This window comes from Pseudomonas sp. GM50, from assembly GCF_000282375.1.
In the GTDB taxonomy this organism is placed as follows: Bacteria; Pseudomonadota; Gammaproteobacteria; order Pseudomonadales; family Pseudomonadaceae; genus Aquipseudomonas.
In genome coordinates this window covers 1-15835 of record NZ_AKJK01000102.1, presented here as the reverse complement: position 1 = coordinate 15835, position 15835 = coordinate 1, and the positions used below count along the sequence as shown (strand labels likewise).

Genomic DNA, 15835 nt, shown 5'->3' with positions numbered 1-15835 from the left:
AAACAGCCTTGATCAGAGCAATTTAACTCACTTCGGCATGCCTCGGTAACGCAATAGAAATCAATGCCGCGAAAATAACAAACGCGCTGGATATCCATAAACACGCTCCCAACCCGAAAGCCTGATAAACCCAGCCAGACAGCACGGTGCCGATCAGCCGTCCCATGGCGTTGGACATGTAGTAAAAACCCACGTCCAGCGACACGCCGTCTTCCTTGGCATAGGACACGATCAGGTAGCTGTGCAGCGAGGAGTTCACCGCGAACAGCGCACCAAAGACCATCAATCCGCCTAACAACACCGCCTGTTGCGACAACCCGGTGTTCAGCCCCAAAGCGATTGCCGCGGGCAGGCCTGCCAGAGCAAACGCCCACAGAAAGGCAGCGCGACCATCAGGAACATGCCCCCGTTTCTTGCCAGTGATTCGCGGCGCCAACGATTGCACGATGCCGTAGCCGATCACCCAGGCCGCGAGAAATCCACCGACCTTCCAGAAGTCCCAGCCAAAGACGCTGCTCAAGTACACCGGCAACGCCACGACAAACCAGACATCACGAGCACCGAACAAAAACATCCGGGCCGCTGACAGAATGTTGATGGCCTGGCTTTTGGACAGGATGTCGCGAAACCTGGGCTTGGCTTTGGCCTTGCCCAAATCCTTCTTCAACAGGATCAAGCTGCTGACCCAGATCAGCGCCAGCACACCCGCCATGGCCAGCAATGCCCCTTTGAACCCGATCAGGGCGAGCAATGCCCCGCCGAGAAAGAAACCAACACCCTTGAGTGCATTCTTCGAGCCGGTGAAGATGGCTATCCATTGGTAAAGCGTGCCCTGCTGCCCCTCGGGCACTAACAGCTTGATCGAGCTTTTGGCGCTCATCTTGTTCAGGTCTTTGGCGATCCCCGACAACGCCTGCGCGCCCATCACCCAAGGAATCGTCAGCCAGGCCACTGGCACCGTCAGCATCAACAGCGCCACAACCTGCATCCCCAACCCGATGTTCATGGTCCGGTTCAAGCCCAGTCGGGCGCCGAGATAACCGCCCAGCAGATTGGTGATCACACCAAACAGTTCGTAGAACAGAAACAACGCCGCGATTTGCAGCGGGCTGTAGCCCAACGCGTGAAAATGCAGCACCACCAACATGCGCAAAGCACCGTCGGTGAGGGTGAAGGCCCAGTAATTGCCCGTCACGAGCAAGTACTGCCGCACTGACGGAGCGAGGGCTGACAACGCTTTCATCAGCGCTCCTCAGACGGCCAGGCCGACCATCCTGGCCAGTTCGACAGTGCGGTTCGCATAAGCCCATTCATTGTCGTACCAGGCATAGAGTTTGACCTGGGTGCCGTTGATGACCATGGTCGACAGCGCATCGATGATCGATGAGCGCGGGTCGGTGCGGTAGTCGATGGACACCAGCGGACGCTCCTCGAAACCGAGGATGTCTTTCAGTTCGTTCTCGGACGCGTCCTTGAGGAACTGATTCACTTCTTCGACAGTGGTGACGCGCTCGACTTCAAAGACACAGTCGGTCAGCGAAGCGTTGGCCAACGGTACGCGCACGGCGTGGCCATTCAGACGCCCGCGCAGTTCCGGGAAGATCTCGGCAATCGCGGTGGCCGAGCCGGTGCTGGTCGGGATCAAACTCATGCCCGATGCACGGGCACGGCGCAAATCCTTGTGGGGTTGGTCGAGGATGCTTTGCGTGTTGGTCAGGTCGTGGATGGTGGTGATCGAGCCGTGGCGAATGCCCAGTTTCTCGTGGATCACCTTCACCACCGGCGCCAGACAATTAGTGGTGCACGACGCGGCGGTGACGATGTGATGTTTCGCCGGGTTGAACAGCTGATGGTTGACGCCCATGACGATGTTCAGCGCGCCCTCTTCTTTCACCGGAGCACTGACCACCACGCGCTTCACGCCTTGGTCGAGGTAAGCCTGAAGCACCGCAACGGTCTTCATCTTGCCGCTGGCTTCAATCACCAGATCGCAGCCCGACCAATCGGTGTCGGCAATCGCTTTGTTGGCGGTAACTTTGATTCGTTTGCCGTCGATGACGATGCAGTCACCCGTGGCGCTCGCCTGATCATTCCAACGGCCATGCACCGAGTCGAAGTTCAGCAGGTGCGCATGCGTTGCCGCGTCGCCTGCCGGATCGTTGATCTGCACGAACTCAAATTCTGGCCAGCGCCAGGCTGCGCGCAGAGCGAGGCGACCGATGCGGCCAAAACCATTGATGCCCACTTTGATAGTCATGTTGGTGTGCTCTGTTTCTGTTGTCAGGGGTGGCGCTTTGGGAATCATCAAGCCGGGCAGCAAGCCGCTGCCCGTTCAGGACGGTCACCCATTTCTTCAAGACGTCTGGCATCAGGGCTCAGCCAGTGCTGGTTGGCTTCGAGCACCACGGTCAGCACCTGATGCACCCAGCCCGGGAGATTGGGGTGCAGGCGGTAATAAACCCATTGGCCCTGCCGACGGTCCGAGAGCAATCCGCCTGTGCGCAATTGCGCCAGGTGCCTGGAGACTTTGGGCTGGCTCTCATTCAACGCACAGGTCAGCTCGCAGACGCACAGCTCACCCTCTCGTGCGATGAGCAGCATCATGCGGACCCGGTTGTCGTCAGCCAGGCATTTGAAAACAGTGGTCGGCGTCAGGTGGTCAGCCATTGGGTTTCTCTGCGTTGGGTGTACACGCGGTGCGAATGAATACAGGCATATGCGTTTTACCGAATATATGTTTTCCCGCATGTACGGGTCAACGGCAAATGTATCGACTCTGTGTGTGAATGATATTTATTTACTTACAAAAGGTAATCGTTATCATTAGCGCAATAACTAAAAAAGGAGCTCATGGTGGCTTTACCGCGCATTTACCCGGCCTCTCTCTCACTGCTGGGGCTTTTTGCAGTACCTGATTTGCAAGCAGAAACCCAATCGGCATTAGCCCTTCCTGCAACCGCTGTCACCAGTGATTACAGCGAGCAGAGCTACAGGCCAACCGACAGCCGCAGTGCGCTGAAGATCGATGCGCCGCTGCGGGATATTCCGCAAACGGTGAACGTGATCCCCCAGAGCGTGATCAAGGATCAGGGCGCACAGTCGATGGAAGACGTGCTAAAGAACGTCCCCGGCATCGGTCTTTCCAATGGCGATGGCCAGCGCGACCAAGTCACCATTCGCGGCTTCAGTGCCATCGGCGACATGTACGTCGACGGCGTTCGTGACGACGCGCTGTACTTCCGCGATCTGTCCAACGTCGAGCGCGTGGAAGTGATCAAGGGGCCGGCAGCGGTGCTCTATGGCCGTGGCTCATCCGGTGGCCTGATCAACAGCATCAGCAAGAAACCCAACTTCACCCCCAAGCAGGAAGTGGGTGTCAGCTTCGACAGCGAGGGTAAAAAGCGCACGCAGTTCGACGCCGGCTGGGCCGATCAGCAGCAAAACGACAAGGCCTTCCGGGTGACCGGCGCGCTGGAGAACAGCGACACCTTTCGCGATGACGGCTATATCGATCGCAAGGCCATTGCGCCTTCGGCCTACTTCAAGCTCTCCGACGATCTTGAGCTGAACCTGGGGGCGACTTACCTCTATGACAAACGCTTGATCGACTTCGGCATTCCCGCGCGGGGCGATCGCCCGGTCGATGTCGATCGGGACAAGCGCTTCGGTGCCGCCGACCCGGATGACGATTACACCCGCAGCGAAGTGTTCTCGTTCACGGCCGGCGTCGACTACCGCATCAACGACGACTTCACCCTGAGCAACACCAGCCGCTATTACCACTACGATCTGGATCGCAACAACACACTCGCCGATTCCAGCCCGACACGTTTCGTCACCGCCCCCAACGGCGAACTGCTGGTAAAACTCAATCGCGGCAACGTGCAGCGCAAGGAAGACGGCTGGTTCAACCAGACCGAACTGAAGCAACAGGCCACGCTCGCGGGGATGAACCACAACCTGCTTTATGGCGTGGAGCTGGGGCGTCAGGTCAAGGATCAATCTGTCTTCAGTCAGAACAACGTGGCGCGGGTTCCGGTGTACCGCGATGGTTTGGTCGACGTACCGTTCCAGGCCAACCGACAAACCGCCAAGGGCACCACTACCCAGGACACGGCCGGTTTCTACGTCCAGGATCTGATTGAACTGACCCCGCACTGGAAAGCTTTGCTGGGGGTGCGCTATGACGTGTTCGACCAGCAATATTCGGATGACCTGACGCGAGCCTCAATGTCCCGAACCGACAACACCTGGAGCCCGCGCGCAGGCCTGGTCTATCAGCCTGATCAGGTTCAGTCCTACTACATTTCGGTGAGTCGTTCTTATCAACCCTCCTCCGAAGTCTTCGCCCTGAGCACTAGCAACCAGGACCTTGAGCCGGAGCAAACCACCAACTTCGAGATCGGTGGCAAGTGGGACCTGCTCGACAATCGCCTGGCGTTGACGGCGGCGCTGTTCCGTCTGGAACGCACCAACATGAAAACGACCGATCCGGCGAACCCGACCAAGCTGGTCCTGTCTGGCGAGCAGCGCACCGACGGTCTCGAACTGACCGCCACCGGGCAGTTGAGTGACAAGTGGCAGGTCTATGCCGGCTATGCCTATCTGGACGCCGAGATTACCAAGTCCAACAGCCGAACCAACGGCGTTGCCAACGAAGGCCAGACACCAACCTTGACCCCGCGTCACAGTGCCAACCTCTGGCTGGTGCGTTCGCTGACCAATACCTGGCGCGTGGGCATGGGGGCGAACTATGTCGATGACCGTTACACCGCCCTGGACAACCAGGTGGTCATGCCCGCCTACACCACCGTGGACGCGGCGTTGCTCTACAACTTGCCGAAATGGGACATGGCGCTGCGCTTGCGCAACGTCTTCGACAAGGACTATTACGCCTCGGCCCATGGCTCGGTGGACCTGATCACTCCCGGAGCGCCACGGACTCTGGAGCTGAGCACCAACTACCGGTTCTGAGTGAAAACCTGGATCCAACACCGCAATGCCGGTCAGTTAAGCTCCTACAGCGGTTCAAACGCCTGTGCGTTTGTTCGCAGCCCGCAACATCGTGACAACGATTCAAAGCTCAACTAACCTTCAGCGCGCGGAGAGTGATGAGAATCTCTCGCGTTGTCAGACAACAACAATATGTCGAGGAAAACCCATGCGTAAACTTCTGTTGCTCTCCCTTCTTGCCGCCTCCCCCTTGGCTTTCGCCGGGACTCAATGCACCACAGCCGACAAGGCCCAATGGCAGGACCAGGCCAAGTTTCAGGAAGATCTCAAGGCCAAGGGCTACAACATCAAGAAGTTCAAAGTCACGAGCGGCAATTGCTACGAGATCTACGGCTGGGACAAAGACAAGCGCAAAGTCGAAATCTACTTTGACCCGGTCACCGGCAAGGTCGTGAAAGAAGAAATCGAATAGGCCCCCTGTGAAAGCTGAAACCCTGCGCCTCTGGGACCCTCTCGTACGCGTTTGTCATTGGTCCCTGGCGGTTGTCTTCATCAGCGACTACTTCCTCAATGAGGAAGGAGACGGCTGGCATCGCTGGCTCGGCTATTACGCCGTGGCTGTCGTGCTGGTGCGCGTGGTGTGGGGATTCATCGGCCCGCCAGCGGCGCGTTGGGCAGACTTCTGGCCGACCCCGACGCGGGTCGCCCAGCATGGCCGGGCGCTGTTTTCCGGCAAGGGCTATCACCGCATGGGGCACTCTCCCATCGGTGCACTGGTGATGGTCCTCATGCTGCTGTTGATGACCGGCCTGGGTATCAGCGGTTTTTTGATGGAAGAAGTGGACTATTTCTGGGGCGAGGACTGGCTACGTGATGTCCACGAGTTTATGGCCAATGCGCTGCTTGCGTTGGTTTGCGTGCATATCGTCGCCGCGCTGGTGGAAAGCGTCCGCTTGCGTGAAAACCTGCCGCTGTCGATGATCACTGGCCATCGTCGCAAGCGCTAGGTCTCAAGCACTCTTACCCATCGGTTGCAGCAGGCACCGCGCACCCAACGCATCAATCTGCGGGCGCCCGAATAAGTAACCTTGCCCCCACTCGCTGCCGCAGGCGGTGGCAAGCGCCCGGTCGGCTTCGGACTCAATCCCTTCAATGATCACGCACGGCGCCAGGGTCTTGCACAACTGCACCAAATGGCCAAGAGTCTGGGCGTTGTTGGTCTCCAGGCGTGCACGCTGGATGTAACCCTGGTCGATCTTGACGATGTCCGGCCGGGTCTGGCGAATGAATTCCAGGGTACCCAGCCCCGCGCCAAAGTCGTCGATGGCCACCCGGCAGCCCAGTTCGCGCAAGCACAGGACGAATTCAATTGCCGCCAAAGTGCTGGGCGGCGTGGCGCTTTCGGTGATTTCAATAACCAGTCGCGCGGCCACCGAAGGGGCGTCACGCAAATGCGCGATGATCTCCTGCCAGTAGTGGTCGACGATGGCGCTTTGCGCGGAGATGTTGCAGCCCAATCGCAGGTGTTCATCCAGCAGCAAGCTGTCGATCACGCTATGCACCACGCTGCGGTCAAGCTCGCGCATCAGTTGATGTTTCTCCAGCATCGCAAAGGGATAGACCCCTTTCCCCAGCGCATCGATATGCCGCAGCAACCCCTCCTGATACAGCACCCGACTGCTGTCGGGTAACCAAACCACCGGCTGGAACGCCAGGACCAATCGGCCGAGAGCCAACTCACTGTAAAAGTTTCTAACTCTGTGCATGACACATCCGTGGACAAAGCAGCGGCTTGTCGCCGGCTGAGTGTGACTACGCCGAACGGGCGCTCCTGCGACTGCAAGGGTTGACTGCCGGCCATAATCGCCCCGCCTTTCGCCGTCAGGAAGTGTTCCCGGATACCTTTCGTTTGTCCTTGGAAACGTGGTCGTCCCGTTAATCGACTGTGGTGATTTGTTTATTGCGATCATGCGCCGGCTCGCGCGATATCACTTAGCTACCACTTCAGGATGAACTATGCACAGAATGACCAGCGCCAGTTTTCGGGTGCTTGCCGATGTCTTGACCGACGGAGGTGCAAACGTGGAAGCCTTGCTCAAGCAGTTCGACAGCAGCGAGGAGGTCTTTGCAAACCCCAAAGGTGTCGGGCTGGAGCTGGTCTATAAGGTGATGGAAGAAGCGGTAAAGCGTACCGGCAATCCAGATATCGGCCTGCTGGCCTATACCCGGGCGCACCCGGCCAATCTGGAGGTGCTCGGTTATGCCGTGATGTCCTGCGCCACTCTGGGCACCGCTCTGCAACGCCTGGTGGACTATCACTCATTGATCAGCAACGGCTTCTGCATGTGCCTGGAACGCAAACCCCAGGCGCTGAGACTGATCGGCTTCGACATCAGCATGGAACCGTCACTGACGCCCCGCCCCTTCATCGATGCTGGTGCCGCGCAAACGCTGGGGCTGGTCCACTGGCTGCTGCCCAAGCACAAACCCCAACCCCAGGCGGCGAGCTTTACCTACCCCGAACCCGCGGACACCTCCCGGCTGGAACGTTTGCTGGGCAGCAATCTGTTGTTCGACGCACCGTACAACAGCCTGACGTTCAGCCTCGACGACTGCTCGATTGCATTGCCCACCGCCGATCCAGCATTGGATGTCCTGCATGTCGAATACGCTCGCACGCGCTTGAACCTGTTGCTCAATGACTCGATGACCGCGCGGGTCCGACGGGTGCTGTCCGAACGTCTGGCCCAAGGCGTGCCCAGCGACCTGGACAAAATCGCCCAGGTGGTCGGGGTTAGCGCGCGCAGCCTGCAACGACGCCTGAGCAATGAAGACATGCACTTCTCCGCGCTGCAGGATGAGGCGCGGCTGATGCTCGCACACAACTTCCTGCGCAACTCGGTGCGCAGCGTTAAGTACATTGGCGCGTTGCTGGGTTTTCGCGATCAGAGCAGCTTTCATAAAGCCTGCATGCGCTGGTTCGGCATGACCCCGGGGCGCTATCGCGAAGAGTCCTGATACCGCGCATTGCCCTCCCCCTTGCGGGAGAGGGCGGGACCAACCCTAGGTGTGATGTATTTCCCGATCCTTGGTTTCCGGCAGGAAGAACGTGCCAAGAATGGCCGTCATCACGGCGATGACGATCGGGTACCACAACCCGTAGTAGATATCCCCCGTGGCCGCGACCATGGCGAATGCCACCGTGGGCAGAAAGCCGCCAAACCAGCCGTTGCCGATGTGGTACGGCAGCGACATCGAGGTGTAGCGAATGCGCGCCGGGAAGAGTTCCACCAGCCAGGCGGCGATCGGGCCGTAGACCATGGTGACGTAGATCACCAGGATGGTCAGGAGCAGCAGCACCATCGGATAGTTGGTCTTGGCCGGGTCGGCCTTCTCGGGGTAACCGGCGTCCTTGAGGCCGGTGCCGAGGGTAGCGACGAAGGCATCGTTGCGAGCCTTGAAGTCGGCGGCCGGCATGCCGGTGCCCTCGAAGCTCTGGATCACCTTGTCGCCGATACGGACCTGCGCGATGGCGCCAGGCTCAGCCTTCTCGTTCTTGTAGGGTATGGCTTTCTTCGCCAGCACGGTCTTGGCAAGGTCGCAGGAGCTGGTGAATTTGGCCTTGCCCACCGGGTCGAACTGGAACGAGCACTTGCTCTGATCGGCGATCACCGTGACCGGGTTCTTCTCCTGCGCGGCGAACACGTCGGGGTTACCGTATTGGGTCAACGCATGGAAAATCGGGAAGTAGGTCAGCGCCGCGATAATGCAGCCGGCCATGATGATCCCTTTGCGGCCGATGCGGTCGGACAGGCTACCGAATACGATGAAGAACGGCGTGCCGATCAGCAGCGAGCCGGCAATCAGAAAGTTGGCGGTCTGCGGGTCGATCTTCAGCGTCTGCAGCAGGAAGAACAGCGCATAGAACTGCCCGGTGTACCAGACCACCGCCTGGCCGGCGGTACCGCCAAGCAACGCCATGATCACTATCTTGAGGTTTTCCCAGCGGGCGAAGGATTCGGTCAGCGGCGCCTTGGAGGACTTGCCTTCTTCCTTCATCTTCAAGAACACCGGTGACTCGCTGAGTTGCAAGCGGATGTACACCGAGACGATCAGCAGCAGGATCGACAGCAGGAACGGAATCCGCCAGCCCCAGGCCTCGAAGGCTTCGGTGCCGAGAATCGTGCGGCAGGCGAGGATCACCAGCAGCGAAAGGAACAGGCCAAGGGTCGCGGTGGTCTGGATCCACGAGGTGAAGTAGCCGCGCTTGCCTTTGGGTGCATGTTCGGCCACATAGGTCGCCGCGCCGCCGTACTCACCGCCCAGGGCCAGGCCTTGCAACAGGCGCAGGGTGATCAGGATGACCGGTGCCGCCACGCCGATGGTCGCATAGCCGGGCAGGAAGCCCACTACGGCGGTGGAGACACCCATGATGACAATGGTGATGAGGAACGTGTGTTTGCGCCCGATCATGTCGCCCAGTCGGCCGAACACAATGGCGCCGAAGGGCCGTACAGCGAAGCCGGCGGCGAACGCGAGCAGCGCGAAGATGAAGGACGTTGTCTCATTGACGCCGGCGAAGAAGTGCTTGGCGATGATCGCGGCGAGGGAGCCGTAAAGGTAGAAGTCGTACCACTCGAACACGGTGCCCAGGGACGAGGCGAAAATGACCTTGCGCTCCTCCTTGGTGATCCCGTGGTGGGGCGCGCTGCCCGTGGATGTGTTGTCGATTGCGGCCATGAGTCTTCTCCGTCTTGCTCTTGTTGTAGGCCGGAGTACCTCACTCTCTTTTTACCGCACCCAGGCCCTAGGGCTATGTCATCGGATTACGGATTGCGCAAAGCATGCAAACAGGCTGACGGCCTCGCATCGCTGCAAGGTTTCTTGAAGCATAATCGGCTTCGCGCAGATATCCACTCGGCCATCCCGCCCAGACTCGGGCCGACGCGCTGCCGAATGACAATTCAGGCCCGTGAAATCCCACGCAAAGCGTCTGGGTGGCGCCCGCTGATGCCTATTCTTCGGGGCGGCCATCGCCTGGAACTTCGCTGCGAAAGAATTTCGTATACCCTATCGCCATCTCACTCCAAACGACCGCTGCCGTGAACCTACCCAAACTCAACGCTCCCGACCTTGGCAATACACCATCGACCTCGGAAATCATCACCCGTCATCTGCGGGACGCGATCGTCGCCGGGCATTTCGCCGAAGATGAGCCGATTCGCCAGGACGACATTGCCCGCCAGTTCAACGTCAGCAAAATTCCGGTGCGCGAGGCCCTCAAGCGGCTGGAGGCCGAAGGGCTGGTGATGTTCCAGCGCAATCGCGGGGCGATGGTCACGCGGGTTTCCGATGCCGAACTGGCGCAGATGTTCGAAGTGCGGATGTTGCTGGAGGACAAAATACTGCGCCTGGCCATTCCCAACATGACCGAAGAAACCTTCGCCCGTGCCGAGCGTATCTGTCAGGAATTCATCGGCGAGGACGACGTGGGTCGCTGGGCCGAGCTCAATTGGGAGCTGCACGCCTGCCTTTACGAGCCGGCGCAACGGCCGTTTCTGGTCAGCCTGATTCGTTCGGTCAACGACAAGCTGGAGCGCTACCTGCGCATGCAGATGAGCCTGTCGGCCGGCAAGGAACGGGCTGATCACGAGCACCGTGAGATCATCAAAGCCTGTCGTGCCGGGGATGTGGATCTGGCGGTGAAGCTGCTGGACGAGCACATTGCCGGGGTCTGCAAGACCCTGTTCGAGCATCTGCCGCACACGCACTGACCACTAGAATGCTGTGCTGATTTCGTCATCGGCACAGGATAAATCCATCAAGCCGACACCCCGCTGCACAGGCCACTCTTTCGTTCACTCATCTGAACGGACGTGGCCCTCCCATGAAACGCATCACCGTGATCGACTCCCACACCGGCGGCGAACCGACCCGCCTGGTGACCGCAGGCTTCCCTGACCTGGGCACCGGCAGCATGGCCGAACGCCGCAAGCTGCTCGCCGAACATCACGATCAATGGCGCGCCGCTTGTGTGCTCGAACCCCGTGGCAGCGACGTGCTGGTGGGTGCCTTGCTCTGCACGCCTGTGGACCCGAGTGCCTGTGCCGGGGTGATTTTCTTCAACAACACCGGTTACCTGGGCATGTGCGGCCACGGCACTATCGGCCTGGTGGCGTCGTTGGCGCATCTGGGCAAGATCAGCCCCGGCGTGCATCGCATCGAGACGCCGGTGGGTACGGTGCAGGCGACCCTGCACGAAGATCATTCAGTGAGTGTGCGCAATGTGCCGGCCTACCGTTACCGCAAGGCGCTGGTGTTGCAGGTGCCAGATGTCGGTCAGGTGGTCGGCGATATAGCCTGGGGCGGCAACTGGTTTTTCCTGATCGCCGAGCATGGCCTGCGGGTGGCCGGCGATAACCTCGACGCGCTGACCGCTTACACCTACGCCGTGCAGCAGGCACTGGAGGCCCAGGGTATTCGTGGCGAAGACGGCGGGCTGATCGACCATGTCGAGCTGTTCAGCGATGACGATCACGCCGACAGCCGCAACTTTGTCCTCTGCCCCGGCAAGGCCTATGACCGCTCACCGTGCGGCACCGGCACCAGTGCCAAACTGGCGTGCCTGGCGGCAGACGACAAGTTGCAACCGGGGCAGATCTGGCGCCAGGCCAGTGTCATCGGCAGCGAGTTCGAAGGCTCTTACGAATGGCAGGGCGAGCGCGTTGTGCCGACCATTCGCGGCCGCGCTTTTATCAGCGCCGAAGCCAGTTTGATCATCGAACAGGATGACCCGTTCGCCTGGGGCATTCGTCCATGAACGAGGGCCTTGTGGCCGATGTGATCGTGATCGGCGCCGGCATCATCGGTGCAGCCTGCGCCCAGGCGCTGGCCCGTCGTGGTTTGCAAGTACTGGTGCTGGACGCCGGCCTGCACGGTGCGACGGCGGCGGGCATGGGCCACCTGCTGGTGCTCGACGACAACCCGGCCGAACTGGCCCTGAGTCAATATTCCCTGCAACGCTGGCGCGAGCTGGCACCGGACCTGCCCGACGGCTGCGCCTATCGCAACAACGGCACGCTGTGGCTGGCGGCCAACGCCGAGGAAATGGCGGTCGCCCATGGCAAATACCTGAACCTGCAAGCCCAGGGCGTGGCGTGCGAATTGATCAGCGCCAGTGCCTTGCGCCAGCGTGAACCGGAACTGCGCGAGGGTCTGGAAGGCGGTTTGTTGATCAATGGCGACGGCATTCTTTATGCGCCGGCGACAGCCAACTGGATGCTCGACACGCCGAACATTCGTCAACGCCGGGCGCGGGTCAGCGCAGTCGATGGCAACCGCGTATGCCTCGATGACGGCCACTGGTTGAGCGCCGAAGCGGTGGTGTTGGCCAACGGTATTCAGGCCAACGAACTGTGCCCGGAGTTACCCATCGAGCCGAAAAAAGGTCACCTGCTGATTACCGACCGCTACCCCCGCACCGTCACCCACACCTTGGTCGAACTGGGTTACGTCACCAGCGCCCACAACGCCACCGGGCCGTCGACCGCCTGCAACATTCAGCCGCGCCCCACCGGGCAATTGTTCATCGGTGCCTCGCGCCAATTCGGCACCACCGACCCGCAGGTCGAAGGCTGGATGCTGGCGAAAATGCTCAAGCGTGCAGCCGAGTACATGCCGGGGCTGGCCCGACTCAACGGCATCCGCGCCTGGACCGGCTTTCGCGCCGCCAGCCCCGACGGCCTGCCGCTGGTTGGCCAACACCCACAGCGCCAGGGTTTATGGCTGGCGGTCGGTCATGAAGGGTTGGGCGTCACCACGGCCCCCGCCACCGCCGACTTACTGGTCGCGCAACTGTTCGACGAAACCCCGCCACTGGCTGCACAACCCTATCTGCCCCAGCGTTTTCTCGGAGAACCTGCCTATGCCTGAATTGCTGCTGGACGGCCGCGCCTTGAAGGTGGCCGAGGGCACCAGCGTCGCCGCTGCCCTGGCGTTGGGTAGCGACGGCTGCACGCGCACGTCGGTCAGTGGTCAGCGCCGCGCTCCACTGTGCGGCATGGGCATCTGCCAGGAATGCCGGGTGACCATCGACGGCCGGCGACGCCTGGCCTGCCAGACTTTGTGCCGAGACGGCATGCAGGTGCAGACATGCTCATGAACGAATACGCCGATCTGCTGATCATCGGTGCCGGCCCCGCTGGCATGGCCGCCGCCCTCGCCGCTGCGCCCAGCGGCGCACGCATCGTCATGCTCGACGACAATCCGCTGCCGGGCGGACAAATCTGGCGTGACGGCCCTCAAGCCAACGTGCCCGATCAGGCCCATCGCCTGCGTGAGCGTTTGCAATCTTGCAGCAACATCCGCCATCACGCCGGCACCCGGGTGATCGCCAGTCCCGGTGCGAAACAACTGTTGGTCGAAGATGATGACGACGGCTGGTTGATCAGCTACGACAAACTGATTCTGTGCACCGGCGCCCGCGAGTTGCTGCTGCCCTTCCCCGGCTGGACATTGCCTGGCGTGACCGGGGCCGGTGGCTTGCAAGCGCTGGTCAAGGCGGGTGTGCCGGTGCAGGGTGAGCGCGTGGTGATCGCCGGTAGCGGCCCGCTATTACTGGCGAGTGCCGCCACCGCAAAAAAGCATGGCGCCCAGGTACAACGCATCGCCGAGCAAGCCTCGCGCATTGCCGTCGCCGGTTTCGCCGCGCAACTGCCCCGCTGGCCCGCCAAATGGTTGCAGTCGTTCAGCTTGTTCGACCGCCATTACCGCACCGCGACTCATGTGTTGGCCGCCCTTGGCACTGACCGATTGGAAGGCGTGCGCCTGCAACAGCAAGGCAAAATCGTCGAACTGGAATGTGATCGGCTGGCCTGTGGTTTCGGCTTGATCCCGAACATTCAATTGGGCCAGGCACTGGGTTATGCCATCGAAGGTCAGGCGTTGGCGGTGAACGCCTGGCAGGCCAGCAGCCGCGCCGATCATTATGCGGCAGGCGAATGCACCGGGTTTGGTGGCAGTGAACTGGCGTTGGTCGAAGGTGCAATTGCTGGCCACGCGGCGGTCGGTGACCTTGAAGCGGCCCGCCAATTGTGGCCACGCCGGGCACGCTGGCAGGGTTTCGCCAAGGCACTGAATCAGGCATTCGCCCTCGCCCCGTCACTCAAGTCCCTGGCCCAGCCCGACACCCTGGTCTGCCGCTGCGAAGACGTGCCTTACGCCGCATTGGCCGGGCACACTGACTGGCGCGAAGCCAAGCTGGCCAGTCGCTGCGGCATGGGTGCCTGTCAGGGCCGGGTGTGTGGCGGCGCGGTGCAGCATCTGTTTGGCTGGCAACCCGTGGCACCCCGCCCACCCTTCAGCCCGGCGCGAATCGAGACCTTGATGTGCCTGGACGACACCCCGCCAGCCTGAAACTCCCTCGGGGGTTTCGGCCACGCTGTCGAGCCTCTATGATCCCGGGGTCGCCATCAGACCCCAGCGCCATGTATCCCTCGCTCAGCACCTTCAAACCCTGCGACCTGCCAACGCTGCTCAACAGTCTGCAGCCGATCGCGCCGCTGCTCGATACCCTGTCGGACGTGGTGTTTTTCATCAAGGACAGCGAAGCCCGCTACGCCTTCGTCAACCAGACTTTGGCCCGGCGTTGCGGTTTCAAACATCGCGAGGAGCTGCTGGGGCTCACCGCCGAAATGGTCTTCCCGGAACGCTTCGGCCCGCTGTACACCGAACAGGATCGACGGGTATTGTCCAGCGGCCGCGAACTGGCCGACCAACTGGAGCTGCACCTGTATTACGGCAACCAGCCGATCTGGTGCCTGACCCACAAACTCGCCTTGCACGATGAACAGGGTCACATCGTTGGCCTGGCCGGGATCTCCCGCGACCTGCAATCACCCCAATCCAACCATCCCGCCTTCCAGAAACTCGCCGCCGTGGATGCGCACATCCGCAGCCACTTCGCCCGCGCCATCAGCCTCGCCGAACTGACCGCCATCGCCGGCTATTCCGTGGCGCAACTGGAGCGTCACTGCAAACGGGTGTTCCAGCTCACCCCACGGCAGATGATTCACAAGGCGCGCCTGGAAGAAGGTTCGCGGCTGTTACTGCACACCGACCTGCCAATCACCGAAATCGCCCTGCGCTGCGGCTACACCGACCACAGTGCCTTCAGCCGACAGTTTCGCGCGTTGACCAGCTTGTCACCGAGTCAGTATCGCGATAATCAGCGCTAAGGAATGTGGTGTTCTTTCTGGCCTCATCGCGAGCAGGCTCGCTCCCACAGGGGATTTGCAGTGAATCCATTTTCTGCGAACGCTGCAGATCCAATGTGGGAGCGAGCCTGCTCGCGATGAGGCCGGTACAGCCACCACAAGGCTCGGTGTCAGACCGCTAAACAAGCACTGTTTAAATGACACTTCCAGACACTCACCCAGGCTACACATCCTTGCGCCATTGCCTACGACTACGCCAGAATCCGCCGGCTTGTGCGCCAAAGGGCCGGGCTCTATCGTTTGCCTGTCGCTGAAAAACAGCGATCGGGTTTGGTAGCCCGGTTTGACTTGCGTGCATAGCGCACCTGATGCGGAGCCTTTTCGGCCTGCGTTTATGGTGGCCATGCGCAGGGCGCCTTCGGGCGCGCCGGTTTTCCAAGTCACCGGTCTACCAACCTTCGTATGGCCACCACCCCTTCGTTTGGTAGCGAGGGTGATGGCTCCTCTTTTCTGATTTGGAGTTTCATCTATGTTCAAACCTACACCCAACCCACCTGAAACCGACCCAACATCCCCCTACGAATCCCTCGATTCCAAAAAACTCAACGAAGCCGCCGACCGCGCCCTCGACCATTACCTCAAGCCCCCCATCCCCAAAGACACCAAGC

Annotated in this window: 15 protein-coding genes and 1 pseudogene; 11 read left to right on the top strand and 5 right to left on the bottom strand. The window is 60.7% G+C overall.

Annotated elements, in window-relative coordinates; genetic code table 11:
• Window positions 1–22: 22 nt before the first annotated feature.
• The 3 genes from arsJ to PMI30_RS06230 are packed head-to-tail and all read right to left on the bottom strand — an operon-like array spanning window position 23 to window position 2667.
• Window positions 23–1243: an organoarsenical effux MFS transporter ArsJ gene (gene arsJ / locus PMI30_RS06220; RefSeq protein ID WP_008013068.1), complete on the bottom strand. Its 1221-nt coding sequence runs from the start codon at window positions 1241–1243 to the stop codon at window positions 23–25.
• Between the two features lie 9 nt (window positions 1244–1252).
• A complete protein-coding gene (locus PMI30_RS06225) occupies window positions 1253–2257 on the bottom strand; it encodes an ArsJ-associated glyceraldehyde-3-phosphate dehydrogenase (protein ID WP_032835998.1) in 1005 nt (334 codons plus the stop codon).
• A 47-nt stretch (window positions 2258–2304) separates the two neighbouring features.
• On the bottom strand, window positions 2305–2667 hold the full coding sequence (locus PMI30_RS06230) for a metalloregulator ArsR/SmtB family transcription factor (RefSeq protein ID WP_008013064.1): 363 nt from the start codon (window positions 2665–2667) through the stop codon (window positions 2305–2307).
• A 183-nt stretch (window positions 2668–2850) separates the two neighbouring features.
• Between PMI30_RS06230 and PMI30_RS06235 the strand changes: the two genes are divergently transcribed.
• From PMI30_RS06235 to PMI30_RS06245, 3 genes are all read left to right on the top strand, one after another.
• Window positions 2851–4974, top strand: coding sequence for a TonB-dependent receptor (locus PMI30_RS06235; protein WP_032835995.1), 2124 nt, complete (start codon window positions 2851–2853; stop codon window positions 4972–4974).
• 187 nt (window positions 4975–5161) lie between these two features.
• Window positions 5162–5425 carry a PepSY domain-containing protein gene (locus tag PMI30_RS06240; RefSeq protein WP_007900892.1) on the top strand — a complete coding sequence of 88 codons (264 nt, stop codon included), beginning with the start codon at window positions 5162–5164 and terminating at the stop codon, window positions 5423–5425.
• A 7-nt stretch (window positions 5426–5432) separates the two neighbouring features.
• Complete coding sequence (locus tag PMI30_RS06245; RefSeq protein ID WP_008013059.1) at window positions 5433–5960, top strand: cytochrome b/b6 domain-containing protein; 528 nt, start codon at window positions 5433–5435, stop codon at window positions 5958–5960.
• A 3-nt stretch (window positions 5961–5963) separates the two neighbouring features.
• On the opposite strand, the gene PMI30_RS06250 is transcribed toward PMI30_RS06245, so the two are convergent.
• Entirely contained in the window at window positions 5964–6719 is a 756-nt protein-coding gene (locus tag PMI30_RS06250; RefSeq protein WP_008013057.1) for an EAL domain-containing protein, read from the bottom strand.
• Window positions 6720–6969: 250 nt separating this feature from the next.
• On the opposite strand from PMI30_RS06250, the gene PMI30_RS06255 reads away from it, so the two are divergent.
• A complete protein-coding gene (locus tag PMI30_RS06255; protein ID WP_008013055.1) occupies window positions 6970–7971 on the top strand; it encodes an AraC family transcriptional regulator in 1002 nt (333 codons plus the stop codon).
• Window positions 7972–8016: 45 nt separating this feature from the next.
• On the opposite strand, the gene PMI30_RS06260 is transcribed toward PMI30_RS06255, so the two are convergent.
• Window positions 8017–9693: an MFS transporter gene (locus tag PMI30_RS06260; RefSeq protein ID WP_008013053.1), complete on the bottom strand. Its 1677-nt coding sequence runs from the start codon at window positions 9691–9693 to the stop codon at window positions 8017–8019.
• Window positions 9694–10055: 362 nt separating this feature from the next.
• On the opposite strand from PMI30_RS06260, the gene PMI30_RS06265 reads away from it, so the two are divergent.
• The 7 genes and pseudogenes from PMI30_RS06265 to PMI30_RS32220 form a co-directional block, all read left to right on the top strand.
• On the top strand, window positions 10056–10727 hold the full coding sequence (locus PMI30_RS06265; RefSeq protein WP_008013052.1) for a GntR family transcriptional regulator: 672 nt from the start codon (window positions 10056–10058) through the stop codon (window positions 10725–10727).
• 113 nt (window positions 10728–10840) lie between these two features.
• Window positions 10841–11773: a 4-hydroxyproline epimerase gene (locus PMI30_RS06270; protein ID WP_008013051.1), complete on the top strand. Its 933-nt coding sequence runs from the start codon at window positions 10841–10843 to the stop codon at window positions 11771–11773.
• On the top strand, window positions 11770–12885 hold the full coding sequence (locus PMI30_RS06275; protein ID WP_008013050.1) for an NAD(P)/FAD-dependent oxidoreductase: 1116 nt from the start codon (window positions 11770–11772) through the stop codon (window positions 12883–12885). The genes PMI30_RS06270 and PMI30_RS06275 overlap by 4 nt, the downstream gene beginning before the upstream one ends.
• Complete coding sequence (locus PMI30_RS06280) at window positions 12878–13114, top strand: (2Fe-2S)-binding protein (RefSeq protein WP_008013049.1); 237 nt, start codon at window positions 12878–12880, stop codon at window positions 13112–13114. Before PMI30_RS06275 ends, PMI30_RS06280 begins: the two co-directional genes overlap by 8 nt.
• A complete protein-coding gene (locus PMI30_RS06285) occupies window positions 13111–14367 on the top strand; it encodes an NAD(P)/FAD-dependent oxidoreductase (RefSeq protein WP_032836010.1) in 1257 nt (418 codons plus the stop codon). Before PMI30_RS06280 ends, PMI30_RS06285 begins: the two co-directional genes overlap by 4 nt.
• A gap of 71 nt (window positions 14368–14438) precedes the next feature.
• Window positions 14439–15188, top strand: a complete 750-nt coding sequence (locus tag PMI30_RS06290; protein ID WP_032835989.1) for an AraC family transcriptional regulator — start codon at window positions 14439–14441, stop codon at window positions 15186–15188.
• A 508-nt stretch (window positions 15189–15696) separates the two neighbouring features.
• A pseudogene (locus tag PMI30_RS32220) lies at window positions 15697–15835 on the top strand (DUF6124 family protein); the annotation flags it as partial.